Genomic DNA, 14,040 nt, shown 5'->3' on the forward strand with positions numbered 1-14,040 from the left:
ACCATGACATCGGTATTTCCGATAGACTCATTCTCGCATGGAACTGCGTCATCTTCGCTACTTTCAAGCCGTCGCGGAGTTCGGCTCGATGACCGCCGCAGCGCGTCGCCTGCACGTCTCGCAGTCGGCCGTCAGCGAGCAGATGGCGGACCTCGAGCACGAGCTCGGCATCGCCCTCTTCGACCGCACCGGACGCAGCATTCGACTCACCCCGCAGGGCCTCGTCTTCCTCGACGAAGCGCGCAAAACCCTCGACTCTGCCCAGCGCGCCATCGACCTCACCCGCCTCTCCGAGAAAGGCGAGTTCGGAACGCTCAGCATCGGCTTCTTCCTTTGGGGCGCAGGCGGATTCTTCCCCCGCATCATCCGCGAATACCGCCGCCGCCGCCCCGGCACTCGCATCGCGCTCATCGACATGCACGCGTCCGAACAACCCATCGCCCTCGAAGATGGCCGCATCGACGTTGGCCTCACCCGGCCGCTGGAATCGCCCTTCACCCGCACCCTCAAATCCGAGCTGCTCTATCGCGATCCCATCGTCGCCGTTGTGCGGCCCGACCATCGCTTCGCCGATCGCCGCGTGCACATCAAGCAGCTCGCGGACGAGTCGCTCGTCCTTTGCGATCGCCGCGCCAATCCGCCGCTCTTCGACGCGGTCCTCGATCTCTGCGCCGCCGAAGGCTTCACACCGCGCATCGTCAACACCTCACCCACCTGGTCCGGCGTCCTCACGCTTGTCGAAGCCGGCGAAGGCGTAGCGCTCGTGCCTGCCGGCGTGCGTCATCTCCGCGCCAAGGGCCTCGCCTTCAGCGAACTCACGCCCAACACCCTCTCGCTCGGTCTCGCCGTAGCCTGGAACCCCACCAACCACAGCGCCGCGCTCGAAGACTTCCTGGCCCTGCTCCGCGAACAGCGTGCCCGCATTCAAAAGAGCGGCGGCGACTGACCCAACAACGAGACGCCCCATCCAGCGCAACCTCTGCGCACGAATGGAGCGTCTCGTCATTCCATCGTTCAACAGCCTTAGAACATGAAGCTCAACGACATCTGGATCTGACGCGGGCTGCCAATGGTGTGCGTTACGATACCGAGTCCCCCCGGGCAGTTATAGAAGCCTGTATTGACGCCGCCCGGATCGGTCGAGCAGTTATTGGTCGGCAAGGGCGTCGTGCCGGTCTGCGGAAACGCGTTGTATCCCGCGTTCTGCGAGACCTCATTGCCCGGAACGTCAAAGCTCGCGCTGTTGGTCAGGTTGTAGACATCGAAGGTATAGCGCAACGCATAGCGGTCGCCGAAGTGTGTCTCCTTCACCGCGGAGACATCGGCACGACGCTGAAACGCCTGGCGGAAGATATTGCGTTGTCCGCTGGTGAAGCCCGTCTCATACGGATCATTGCTCGGAATGCCATTGCTCGCGCTCGGGGTGAGCAACGGAATGGTGAAGCACGAAGCCTTCAGCGCCACGTCGCCAAACGCACCCGATAGCCCTGTCTTGGCACTCTTCGGCGTGCACCCGCTGGCCAACGGCACAATCGGGTTCGTGATGCCGTCCGCCGTCGAATAGTAAATCGAACCCACCGCGCCCGAAAAGTCGATCACGCTGTATGGCTGCCCGCTCTGTAACACCGTAAGTCCCACCAGCGACCAGCCATTGACGAAGTAACTTCCAATGCCGTGATCGTGGATCAGGTCCGGAGCACGGAAGACATAGTTAAAGTTCAGCACATGCGTGCGGTCGAAGTCAGCCGAAGCGTAGCCATCGCGCAGGTTCAGGGGGTTATTGCCGTTGTAGAAAAGACCCAGGCCGCTCTGCTCATCGAGCGCATGCGAGTACGTGTACGACACGCCCACCTGCACACCATGGCTCATCCGCTTTTCCACGTGAGCATTGAGCGCGTTGTACTGATCCACGCCCGCAGCCTTATAGTCGATCGACTCCGCCGCATAACCGACGTAGGGTACGCGATGGTCGACGTTGCCGCCCTCGAAGTCCGAGCGATACTGCGCTGTGCTGTTTGGCAGGTTGATTGGCACGTAGTTATCCGAGACTGAGTAACCATAGCTGTAGACCTCGCCATGGATCGGGTTCGATGCGGTCGCCAGGCCGGGCTGGTTGAACGGTACCGGAATGACCTGGTGACGGCCCAGGTTGCCCACATAGCCAATGTCGATAGCCAGGTCATTGCGCGGCTGCCATTGGATGTCCAGCGTGTAGTTATACGTGTAGGGCAACTTGTTCTTGCGGTCGTACACACCCAGTGAGATCGGCTGCGTGTAGTCCTCGATCGCTGCGAGATTCGGCAAGTAGCTTGCCAGATCAGAAGCCTTCGGGTTCGTGGGAGGCTTCGATGGCGAGCCGCCCCATGGGTTCTCAAGGTTGCCTTCCGCGGAGGTAGCATCGTTCGCCGCACCACCGCAGGTCGCAATATAGCCCTCGTACAGGTAGGTCGAAGAGAGCGGACAGGTCTGCGCGGTCACGAACGGCAGCTGCTGGTTCACACCGAACGGCCCACCCGTAACGGTACCGATGGCGTATCCCGGCGAGAAGTAGCTGAACAGCTCGCCGCGATCGTAGTACATCCCGAAGCCTGAGCGAACCACCACCTTGTTATGGAACATCTCCGGCTGCCACGCCGCGCCCACGCGTGGCCCAATACCCCACTGCCTGCCCGTCAGCGTCGTATTGCTCACCCCGCTGGTCCCGTTAGCGTTGTTTCCCGCAATGATGAAGCCCGGGTTAGTGATGGTGTCTGACGCTGCGTTGTAGCTGTAGAGCGATGGGTCGAAGTTGAACAGGCGTCCGTTCTTCTCTGTCAGTCCGCCATCCCAGTCGTAGCGGATGCCCGCCGTCAGCGAGAGCGTCGGCGTCACCTGGAACTTGTCCTGCACGTACATGCCAACCTGGTTAGCGCGGTAGTAACGGTTCGCGTTACCCTGCAGGAACGAGCTGACATAGAAGCCCGAGTACGATCCGCCAGGAGTCACCTGGCCCTGCGCGAACTGGCTGAAGTCATCCGTCGCCACCGTGCCCGTACCCGTGCGCTTGTCGATGGTGTTCAGCTGCGTGTTGGAGTAGCTCCCGCCGAACGTCAACGTGTGCTTGCCCAGCGTCCAGATCGCATTCGCAGACGGCTGGAAACGATTCTGGAAGACGCCGGTGTTCGGCGACTGTCCCTCGGCGTTCGGTCCGATGTTGAGGATCGCCGAACTCAGTCCTGCTGGGTTGTAATCGCCGAAGACGTTATAGATAGAGATGCCCGGGAAGTACGTCGAGCCGAAGGTGTTCATCGATACCGTGCCGAGCGAACCTGCCGGAATCGACTGGGGGGTAAACGGCTGCTGGTTGTCCATCCACGTCTTCTCGCGAATGAACCCGAAGCTCTGCGTCGTGCTCAGGTTCGACTTGACCAGGTACGTGTTGATGATCGAGACGACCTGCGCTCCATTGTCGAGATGCTCCGTAAAACCAGGAACACTCGAGTACGCATACGGCGCAAGCGTGGGATCGTGCTGGTAGTAGTACTTCAGCGCAACCGTGTCCTTCTTCGTGGCGTTGTAGTCCAGGTTCGCCACCGCCAGGTCGGCCTTGAAACGCCCTGTGCCGGGAAGGAACGCGCTGAACGGATGCTGATACGTCGGCATGCTGGTGGCATTCGGGATCAGCCACTTGCCGGGCTCGCCCGGAAGCGCAGGCGAGTTGAACAGCCCTAGCGCCACCTTGTCGATGCTGGTCCCCGAAGCGATGGGCGTGCAGCCATAGTTCGCCTGGTCATACGGTGTGCAGAAGCTGCCGTTCGACAGAGCGGCGAAGTCGTTCGCATCGCGCGTCGTATCGCTCAACCCAATTGGCACCGCAAGAAAGCTGTCGCCAATCTCCTGATCCGACACATGCAGATGCTGGTATGAGACAAATCCAAACAGCTTGTCCTTGATGATCGGTCCGCCCGCCGTGCCGCCTGCGATCCAGCGATGCAGCTCTGGAACCTTCAGAGCCGAAGGAATGCCAGGGTCATTCTTGAAGAAGAACGGCGCCGCGTTCATCGCATCTGTCCCGCGGCGGCCATACGCCGAACCGTGGTACGCATTGGTACCGGTTGCCGTGTTCACCTCGATGTGCGCGCCGGATGTTGATCCTTGCTGCGCGTCATACATCGACGCATTGACATGCATCTCCTCCACCGTCTCCGGAGCGGGAGTCGGAATCGCGTTGCCGATCGACAGATACACCGAAGCGCTCGACTGGATGACGCCGGCGCCGCCGCCGGACGTCGATACACCCGTAGAGTTGATCACGCGCGCCGAACCCACATTCGACGTGCTCTTGCCGTTGAACAGATTCGAAGCATCCACACCATTCAGCGAAAAGCTGTTCGACGTATCGCGCTGGCCATTCGCCCAGATCGGCGGATTGCCCAGTCCTGACAGCGCTCCTGTGCCCGAAGGCAGTTCCGCGTTCACGCCCGGAGTCAGGATCGCCGCGCCAAACACGCTGCCCGTAGCCAGCGGAATATTCGCGATCTGCGCCTTGTCCAGTCCATACCCGTTGGTCGTATCCACCGCATTCACCAGCGGCTGAAAATCCACCTCTACGGACTCGCTGCTGCCGCCCACCTTCAGTGCCACCGGAACCGTCTGCGTGCGGTCGGCCGAGACTGCGATCCCCGGAAACTTCTCCGGCGCAAAGCCATCCCGCGTGAAGGTCAGCGTGTACGTACCGATCGGCAGGTTCACCAGCGAGTACGTACCCTCGGCGTTCGACACCGCGGAGCGTTGCAGGCCCGTCTCCTTCGATACGGCGGTGACGGCGACACCGGAAACGACGCTTCCCTGCGGGTCCGTGATCGTGCCGGTAACGCCGCCCAGCGTCTGTTGAGCAAAGACAGCCGTAGCGGTCACGACGAACAGGAGCGTCGCCACGACGAAGGAACAGAAAGCGGATCTACGGATGCGGTCTACCACGGTGGTGCCTCCTGAAAGGTGTTGCAAAGTTTTGCGGGTACATGATCGCGTCCAGCCCTCGACAAGCTGTCGAATGGCTGTCGCCCTCTTGTCCGTCTAGTCAGCGCAAAGCAAGAAGAAACGCGCCGAAACGCGAGCAAATCAGGAAAACGCAGGCTGATTGGAAGGATCAGCCGCAGGAATCGTCGTCGTGGGTCCCGGATACACTACGGCGCTCGCCTCCACACTGGGTTGGGGTAAGGCTATGGGTACAAGCTGCGGGAACAGTGCTGCCGAAACAGAGGATGGGTCTGCGGTGAAAAGGCTTCTACGTTCCGGAACTGCTGGAACGAGAACCAGATGAACGTGATCCGATGTTCTTCAGAATATAACAATTCCGTCAAATTGCAAACGCATTCTCCACAAGCGTCCGGCAGGTCCGCGAGCGAGGCCACCGGAGACGTCCGGCCCTCCGGAAGGCAGGGCATCAGCTCCGACTTTAGCCGTGGCCCTCCACTGCTATCCTCGTAACGTCGAGCGCGGCAGGTAGCGTTAACTCCTTCCGCCAACACTCACCTAAGGAGATTTGTCCCCGTGAAGTTTGTGACGTTCCGCTCCCCCGGAAGCCCCACCCCGCACCCCGGCGTCCTGCTCGACGAATCCCCGGCCGAGGTCGTCGCCGACCTCTCCGGCCTCTTCGCCGACACCCTCGCCATCATCGCCGGAGGCAACGCCGCGCTCGCCCAGGTCAAGGCCGCCCTCAACTCCGCTCCGCGCCTTCCGCTCAGCGACGTCACCCTCCTCGCCCCCATCCTCAATCCGCCACGCATCTTCGCCATCGGCCTCAACTACGCCGAGCACGCCGCCGAATCCAAGATGAAGACCCAGGCCGTCCCCACCGTCTTCCTCAAGCTCCAGTCCGGCATCGTTGGGCAGGACGCCACCGTCATCCTCCCGAAGAACTCCACCGAGCCCGACTACGAAGTCGAGATGGCCGTCGTCATCGGCAAGGGAGGCTTCCGCATCGCCGCCGCCGACTGGCAGCAGCACGTCTTCGGCTACACCATCTGCAACGACATCAGCGCCCGCGACATCCAGCTGGCGACCACCCAGTGGACCCTCGGCAAGAGCTTCCCCACCTTCTGCCCGCTCGGCCCCGCCATCGTCACCGCCGACGAAGTCGGCGACCCCCACACCCTCGACATCTCCCTCGCCATCGACGGCGAAGTCCTCCAGCACGCCAACACCCGCGACCTCATCTTCAAGGTCCCCGCGCTCATCGAGTACCTCTCCTCCATCGTTCCCCTCGAGCCCGGAGACATCATCAGCACCGGAACCCCGCAAGGCGTAGGCTTAGGCCGCGACCCCAAGCGCTGGATCAGGCCCAACGAAGAAATGGTCCTCCGCGTAGAAAAGCTAGGCGAGCTCCGCAACAAGACCGTCGCAGAGCAGTAATCGGGTGCCCCACGTCTCGCTTCTGAGACGTGGGTTCGCAGGATTTCCGCGCCACACCGGCAAAGCCGCATCGCCTCAACTGTCATAGCTTTACTTCACTACTCACTGACCTCTACTCACTTCTCCCTATGACCATCGACGCCCATCACCACCTCTGGCGCTACACGCCCGAGGACTACGGCTGGATCGACGACTCCATGCCCGCCCTCCGCCGCGACTTTCTCCCCGCCGACCTCGAGCACGAGCTCCACGCCGCAAACATCGACGGCGCCATCACCGTCCAGGCCCGCCAGACCCTCAAGGAAACCCGCTGGCTCCTGCAGCTCGCCCAAAGCTGCCCCGCGATTCGCGGCGTCGTCGGCTGGCTTCCCCTCGCCGATGTCCACATCGAAGCCCTCCTCGACGCCTTCATCGACGATCCCAAGCTCAAGGGCATCCGCCACGTCGTGCAGGCCGAGCCCGCAGGCTTCCTCGATGGCGACGCCTTCAACCGCGGCGTCGCTGCCCTCGCCTCGCACAACCTCGTCTACGACATCCTCATCTTCGAGCGGCAGCTCCAGGAAACCATCCGCTTCGTCGACCGGCACCCGCAGCAGCCCTTCGTACTCGACCACATCGCCAAGCCCCGCATCGCCGCCGCCGAGCTCGAGCCCTGGCGCACCAACCTCCTCGAGCTCGCCAGGCGCCCGAACGTCACCTGCAAGGTCTCCGGCCTCGTCACCGAAGCCGACTGGACGTCCTGGTCGCTCGAAACCCTGCGCCCCTACCTCGAAACCGTTCTCGAAGCCTTCGGACCTACCCGCCTCATGGCCGGAAGCGATTGGCCCGTCTGCCTCGTCGCGACAGGCTATGCGGGATGGTGGGAAGTCCTCCGCACCTACTTCGCCGGCCTCAGCGACGAGGAGCAAGCCCAGATCTTCGGCCTCACTGCCACCCGCAGCTACAACCTCTAACCCCTGGGATCTGGCACACTGGCATCTGGACTCTGGCCCGCCGCCCCTACCGGCAAGCAACCCCCGACATCCAACAACCGCACCCACGGAAGTCCCACAAACCTTGCAGATCTGGACCTCATTCCTGCTGGCCTTCACGGCCCTTCTGCCGCTCATCAACCCGCTCGGCTCGGGTCTGGTCTTCCTCGGCCTCGCCGGAGAAGCGACCCCTGACGTCTATCGCCGCGTCGCCCGCCGCATCGCCATCAACAACCTCATCTTCCTCGCTGTCGTTGAGCTGCTGGGCGCCGCCATCCTCAACTTCTTTGGCCTGTCGCTACCCATCGTGCAGCTCTCCGGCGGCATCGTCATCGCCGCCGTCGGCTGGTCCACCCTCAATGGCGCCGATACCTCCACCCCCGCGGGCAAGCGCCGCGAGGCCGGCGATCCCTCCTGCGACTCCACCGAGCAGGATCTGATGGCCAAGGCCTTCTATCCCTTCACCTTTCCCATCACCTCCGGCCCCGGCACGCTGGTGGCTATGCTCACCCTCACCGCACACATCTCCAACCAAACCCTCACCGATAAGGTCTTCGGACACCTCGGCATCTTCGCCGCCTGCGTCGTCATGAGCGTGCTGGTCTACGTCTGCTACGCGAACGCCGTGCGCCTCACCCGGGCCGTCTCGCAGACCACCGCCCACGGGATGCTCCGCGTCATGGCCTTCATCCTGCTCTGCATCGGCGTACAGATCGCCTGGAACGGCCTCTCGCAACTCCTCCACGCCGTGGTCATCCAGCACCGCTAAGCAACCGAACACTGGCATCTGGAACACTGGCATCTGGGAACTGAAAACTCTAGACTCCAGACTCACCACCCGATCCGCCGTTTTTCTCGCCTTCAATCGACACGCAACACCCCGCGACACAATCCCTCCCCTCCGGGTACGCTGGAAGGCGCGGCCTGATCACCACATCAGCCCATAGGAGATCGACGGTTGAAGGCTCTCGTCAAGGCAAAGGCGGAACGCGGACTCTGGCTCGAAGACATTCCCGAGCCCACCATCGGCATCAACGACGTCCTCATCCGCGTCCGCTACACCGGCATCTGCGGCACCGACGTCCACATCTACCAGTGGGACGAGTGGGCCCAGAAAACCATCCCCGTCCCTATGGCCATCGGCCATGAGTTCGTCGGCGAGATCGTCAAGGTCGGCTCTAACGTCAACGACTTCTTCCCCGGCGACATCGTCTCCGGCGAAGGCCACGTCGTCTGCGGTCGCTGTCGCAACTGCCTCGCCGGCCGCCGCCACCTCTGCGCGCATACCCTCGGCGTCGGCGTCAATCGCCCCGGCGCCTTCGCCGAGTACATCGCGCTCCCCATGACCAACATCTGGCGGCATCACCCCGGAATCGACCAGGAAGTCGCCGCCATCTTCGATCCCTTCGGCAACGCCGTCCACACCGCGCTCAGCTTCCCCATCCTCGGCGAAGACGTCCTCATCACCGGAGCCGGCCCCATCGGCATCATGTCCATCCCCGTCGTGCGCCACGCCGGCGCGCGGCACGTCGTCGTCACGGACATGAACCCCTTCCGGCTCGACCTCGCCAAGAAGATGGGCGCAACGCTAGCCATCAGCCCCAGGGACACCACGCTCGGCGACGTCCAGAAGCAGCTCGGCATGACCGAAGGCTTCGACGTCGGCCTCGAGATGTCCGGCAGCCCTCAGGCCCTCGCCGACATGATCGCCAACATGAGCCACGGCGGCAAGATCGCCATCCTCGGCATCCCCGCCACACCCGGCCCGCTCGACATGCGAGCCATCATCTTCAACATGCTCACGCTCAAAGGCATCTACGGCCGCGAGATGTACGAGACCTGGTACAAGATGTCCGTCATGCTCGAAAGCGGCGTCGACATCAAGCCCATCATCACCCACCGCTTCAGCTACGCCGACTACGAGCAAGGCTTCGCCGCGATGATGTCCGGCAACACCGGCAAGGTAGTCCTCGACTGGACCAGCCTCATCGCCTGAGCGCTTCCTCACAGCTCATAGCTCCACACCTCATCGCTCTACAGAACCACCCCGGGGAAGAACTTCCTCGCACCTCGAAACCTGAAGACCTCGCCCCTCTACAGCAAGCGCAACTCGTCGCCGCACGGAGCTCGCAAAGCGCTTCTAGTCCGTCGAGCTTCACCCAAACAGCTTCCGCTCCATCGCATGCAGGTCGTTGTCATTCCAATACCGCGTCGACCACGCATCATCCGTCGCCAGATAGATCTCCGCCTGCACCGCAGCCTGCTGTGCCGAGCCAGGCTGAGCCGTCAGCGCAGGAGCCGCACTCGCCTTCGGGACGGCAGTCTTCGCCGCGGCCTTCGTGCTCACCTTCTTCGTAGCCATCGCTTCTCTCCTGGTCGATCTAGCGTGAACGCTTCGCCGACTTCTTCGCTACAGCCTTCTTCGCAACGAACTTCTTCGCAACCACCTTCTTGGCTGCAGCCTTCTTGACCGTCTTCTTCACCGCCGCCTTCTTCGTCTTGGCGGGTGTCGCCTTCACTGCGGCCTTCTTCGCAACCGCCTTCTTCGCCACGCGACTAGCAGCCTTCTTGGTCGCCGCCTTCGCAGGAGTCCCAGACGTCGAAGCCTTCGAAGTCGCGGTCCCCGTCTTCGCCTTCGCCACCCTGTACTTATCCAGGAAGTCATAGTGATCCACCAGCAGCAGCGCCTCGATCGCAAATGCAGTCGCCACATCCGCATCGTGAATCTGCAGCAGGTTATCGCCGTTCTGGTTCTCACCACCCGTCGCAAGGTTCGACGACCCGCAATACACCACCGGATCCTTGCCGTTCAGTCCGCACACCACAAACTTGTCGTGGATCTCATGCCCCGGCGGCAACGGCAGTTGGTCGAACGGCGGCGGCAGCGTCACGTTGCCCGTCTTGCCCGTCACCAGCACGCCCGTCTTCGATCCCGGAGCATACAAGAATGTCCCCGACGGTGCATCCGAGATGCCATAGCTGAACAGCGTTGTCTTGCCATGAATCGCGTTCAGCGCGTTGTACACCGGCGTGTTGCTTCCCGTCAGCTGCATCACCGCAAACATCACGCTGCCACCATCCGTGGCAGCCTCCGCGTTGATGCGGTCCGCGATGCCGCCAAGGATCGTCGTCACGTCGCTCGTCGTGTGCGGCGAAAACGTAACGCTCATCTTCGGCAAGCCCGCTCCGCTCGGAGCATACGGCTGCGTCGCATAACTCGTCGCCGCAAACGCGTTCGAGGCCGCAGCACTCGGAGTCTTCGTCGCCTTCAGGATCTGCCAGCTCTCGTCGAACACCTGCTCGTAGTATGCCGCCACCGTCGCATCGTCGAACACCAGCACATGGTTCGCATTCACATACAGCCCGGTCAGCGAGAAGTTCGTCGACCCCGTCAGCACCTTCACCGCAACGTTGTTCTTCTTCACGATGAAGATCTTGTCGTGCGAGTAGCGATCGAAGCATCCCCGCACCAGCTCCGCCGGGGCCTTCGCCTGCGCCGCAAACAGCGCCGCAAACGCCGTCTCCGGCGTCTTGCCCATATGCAGCGAAGCATTGTCGAGGATCATCCGCACGCGTCCCTGCTTCGCCAGCGTCAACATGGCCGTCACCACATCCGGCTCATTGAAGTCGTACGCAAACACATCCAGCGTCAGCGAGCTATCCTGCACCACCGCATCGAGCACGTCGAAGATCTGCACCCGCGCCGTCCAGCCCATCCACGCATACTCATCCGCGAACGTGAACGGCTGCCCCGTCGGATCTGTCCCCGCCTGCCCCGACGTATCGAACTGCAGTGGCTTGCCCGCCGGCTCCAGTAGCGCAGACTTCGTGAAGTGATGCACGAAGGCCTCCGACTGCATATACCCGCGCGTGAATCCCAGCGACAACGCGCCCTTCACGAACGGCCCCACCGCCACCGTCACGCTCGCACTCAACGTCGCATCCAGCGGCAGCATCCGCGCATTCGCATCGAAGTATCGCGGCGTCACCGTGTACACGTAAGCGCCCGCTGCCGGCTGCGTGCCTTGATGCGACGACCCCGGCACATGCACCCACCGATACTTCTGGATCGGCGCATTCACCGTCGAGTTCGCGCGCTCGGTCGCGATCTGCGCGTGATCGGTCGGGTCCTGAAACTGCAGCTCGTTGAAGAGGTAGTACGGCGCACTGTTCGGCGGTTGGCACTGGATCGTAAACCCGGCCAGCGCCGCAGGCTGCGCGCTGAAGTTGAACGCCAGCAGCGTCTTGAAGTCGCCCACGTAGGCCTTCAGAATGAAGCTGCCCTTCGTCGTTGCAATGACGGCCATCGGTCCTCCTCTGCTCACAACGGACGATCCCAACACGCTCGAAACAGCGGCAGTCTAGCACGGCAGAATAAAAGCAAAAGTGTATCGATGCACGCGGATTGCAACGCACCCGTCGTCATAGCCGAAATGAAACCGCCCGCGCGAAACGCTTGCGCGAATCAGCTCCTCGCGCCTGGACGCCTGAAAACCTCGCCCCTCTACAGCTCAGTCCTGTAGAGGGGCGATGCCTTCAGATATAGAGCCGCAAGCCGCGTTTCGAGGAACAAATCGACCTCATCGCTCTTCGCTGAAAACCTCATCGCTGTACAGAAACACCTTCTGTACAACGATGCAGATCGTACCCTTTCTTAAGGCGTGCTCGTTACTTCGGAATCACCATCAACTCCACACCACTCGCCGCGCCCGCCTGGTGATACACCGTCTCCGTCGCCTTCCTGTAGTCCTCCGGCTTGGCCTTATAGATATCCTCGAACACCTGCGGATTGCGGTCGATCAGCGGGAACCACGTGCTCTGGATCTGCACCATGATCCGGTGCCCCTTCAGGAACGTGTGGTTCACGTCCTGCATCGTGAAGTTCACCTCGGTCACCTTGCCCGGCGTCAGCGCCTCCGGCTTCTCCCATGAGTTACGGAACTTCGCGCGCATCGGCTCGCCGCGCACCATCATCTCGTACCCGGCCATCAACACCGGCGGAGCATCCAGCACGCGCTTGCCCACCTTCTCCGCATCCGGGTCCTTATAGTCCTCCGGATACACATCGATCAGCTTCACCACAAAGTCCGCATCCGTGCCCGTGCTCGCAATCCTCAGCTTCGGAGACACCGGCCCCGCCACCGTCACGTCCTCCGTCAGCGGCTCCGTCTCGTACGTCAGCACATCCGGCCGCGTCGCAGCAAAGCGCTGGTCCTCATCCATGTAACGCTGCGGCACATCGCCCTCCGTCGCATACGGCACAAATGGCACCGGATGCGCCGGATCGCTCACATACGAGTCCGCACTCTTCGCCGCACCCGGCTCGATCCACCCCAGCCCGCCATCAGCCTGCAGATACAGCATCGTCGCCTTCGCACTCGGTGGAGGCCACGCCGCGTACTGCCGCCACACATTGCTTCCCGTCTCAAACACCGTAGCCTTCGCCAGCGGAGTCCACTCCGCATCCTTCAGATAGTGCGCAAAGAACGGAGCCTCGATGTGCGACCGGTAATACACCGCCGTCTCGCCGCCAAAACGAATATCCCCAAGACTCGCGCCCGTGCCGCGCGACCACCCACCATGCACCCACGGCCCCTCAACGATCGTGTTCGCCTTCGCCTCCGGGCTCAGCTTGTCGATCGCATGGAACGTAATCACCGGCCCCGCAAGATCTTCCGCATCGAACCACCCACCCACTTCCATCACCGCAGCCTTCACGCCATGCATATGCTCGCGCATGTCACGAGCCTTCCAGTACGCGTCGAACGTGTCATGCACCGCCTGGTCATGGAACAGTGGGTTCGTATTGCCTTCCGGAGAATCCAGCCGCTGCAGCGTCCCCATCTTCAGGTAGTACGCATACATGTCCTTCGGGTTGAACTCGAACTTGTTCTCCGGCTCCTTCGTCAGCGGATTCTTCTGCGGGCTGAAGAACGCCGCATAGAAGCTGTGGTTCGCATCCAGCATGAACGCCCCGCCGTGGTACGAATCGTCCCCACGGAACAGGTCCATCATCGGCGCCTGCGGGCTCGCCGCCTTGATCGCCGGATGGCTGTCGATAATACTCGCCGACGTATAGAACCCCGGGTAGCTGATGCCCATGATCCCCACGCGCCCATTATTCCCCGCCACATTCTTCAGCAGCCACTCCACCGTGTCGTACATGTCGGTGGATTCATCGATCCCCTTGCCATCCTTCGGCGGCGTCATCTCCAGCCAGCTGCCCTCGCTGTCCCACCGCCCGCGCACATCCTGGCACACCAGGATGTACCCCGACTGCAGCATGTCCATGTTGCCGGTCACGCGCGGCTCCACGTTGGCATTGTCATAGTTGCCGCAGCTATAAGGCGTCCGCGTCATCAGGAACGGATACGGCCCCTTGTCCGCAAACTCACTCGCGATCGGCGTGTACACCACGGTGTACATCTTCACCCCATCACGCGCCGGCACACGGTACTCATGCTTCGCATAGTGCGTCTTGTAGAACGCCGTCATCGCCGCCCGCTGCTGCTGCGGTGTCGGCGGAGGTGGCGGCGTAGCCGTCGCATTGTCCTGCGCCCGAGCGCTCGTAACGCTCATCAGAAAACCCAGCAACGCCAGACAGCCACTTCCATTCCGCATCACGACTCCTCAAATCCTCGACGATCTTCGGATTGTATCGGGAGGCAGCCGCTCT

9 protein-coding genes are annotated in these 14,040 nt (G+C 62.1%); 5 read left to right on the top strand and 4 right to left on the bottom strand.

Annotated elements, in window-relative coordinates; all coding sequences use genetic code 11:
* Positions 1 to 37: 37 nt before the first annotated feature.
* Complete coding sequence (locus tag AC5E6W_RS01540; RefSeq protein WP_491750495.1) at positions 38 to 946, top strand: LysR family transcriptional regulator; 909 nt, start codon at positions 38 to 40, stop codon at positions 944 to 946.
* A 77-nt stretch (positions 947 to 1,023) separates the two neighbouring features.
* Here the strand turns inward: AC5E6W_RS01540 and AC5E6W_RS01545 are convergent, their stop codons facing one another.
* The gene (locus AC5E6W_RS01545; protein ID WP_491750496.1) at positions 1,024 to 4,917 is read right to left on the bottom strand and encodes a TonB-dependent receptor; all 3,894 of its coding nucleotides are present in this window, start codon (positions 4,915 to 4,917) and stop codon (positions 1,024 to 1,026) included.
* Between the two features lie 615 nt (positions 4,918 to 5,532).
* On the opposite strand from AC5E6W_RS01545, the gene AC5E6W_RS01550 reads away from it, so the two are divergent.
* The 4 genes from AC5E6W_RS01550 to tdh all read left to right on the top strand — a co-directional run bounded on the left by AC5E6W_RS01550 (position 5,533) and on the right by tdh (position 9,360).
* Positions 5,533 to 6,393, top strand: a complete 861-nt coding sequence (locus AC5E6W_RS01550; protein WP_491750497.1) for a fumarylacetoacetate hydrolase family protein — start codon at positions 5,533 to 5,535, stop codon at positions 6,391 to 6,393.
* A gap of 29 nt (positions 6,394 to 6,422) precedes the next feature.
* Positions 6,423 to 7,346, top strand: coding sequence for an amidohydrolase family protein (locus AC5E6W_RS01555; protein WP_491750498.1), 924 nt, complete (start codon positions 6,423 to 6,425; stop codon positions 7,344 to 7,346).
* A gap of 103 nt (positions 7,347 to 7,449) precedes the next feature.
* Positions 7,450 to 8,133 carry a MarC family protein gene (locus tag AC5E6W_RS01560; RefSeq protein ID WP_491750499.1) on the top strand — a complete coding sequence of 228 codons (684 nt, stop codon included), beginning with the start codon at positions 7,450 to 7,452 and terminating at the stop codon, positions 8,131 to 8,133.
* 189 nt (positions 8,134 to 8,322) lie between these two features.
* A complete protein-coding gene (tdh, locus tag AC5E6W_RS01565) occupies positions 8,323 to 9,360 on the top strand; it encodes an L-threonine 3-dehydrogenase (protein WP_491750500.1) in 1,038 nt (345 codons plus the stop codon).
* Positions 9,361 to 9,519: 159 nt separating this feature from the next.
* Here the strand turns inward: tdh and AC5E6W_RS01570 are convergent, their stop codons facing one another.
* The 3 genes from AC5E6W_RS01570 to AC5E6W_RS01580 form a co-directional block, all read right to left on the bottom strand.
* Positions 9,520 to 9,726, bottom strand: coding sequence for a hypothetical protein (locus tag AC5E6W_RS01570; RefSeq protein WP_491750501.1), 207 nt, complete (start codon positions 9,724 to 9,726; stop codon positions 9,520 to 9,522).
* Positions 9,727 to 9,745: 19 nt separating this feature from the next.
* On the bottom strand, positions 9,746 to 11,671 hold the full coding sequence (locus AC5E6W_RS01575) for a phospholipase D-like domain-containing protein (protein ID WP_491750502.1): 1,926 nt from the start codon (positions 11,669 to 11,671) through the stop codon (positions 9,746 to 9,748).
* A gap of 361 nt (positions 11,672 to 12,032) precedes the next feature.
* Positions 12,033 to 13,985: a CocE/NonD family hydrolase gene (locus AC5E6W_RS01580; protein WP_491750503.1), complete on the bottom strand. Its 1,953-nt coding sequence runs from the start codon at positions 13,983 to 13,985 to the stop codon at positions 12,033 to 12,035.
* Positions 13,986 to 14,040: the final 55 nt, after the last annotated feature.

The organism is Bryocella sp., from assembly GCF_058498515.1.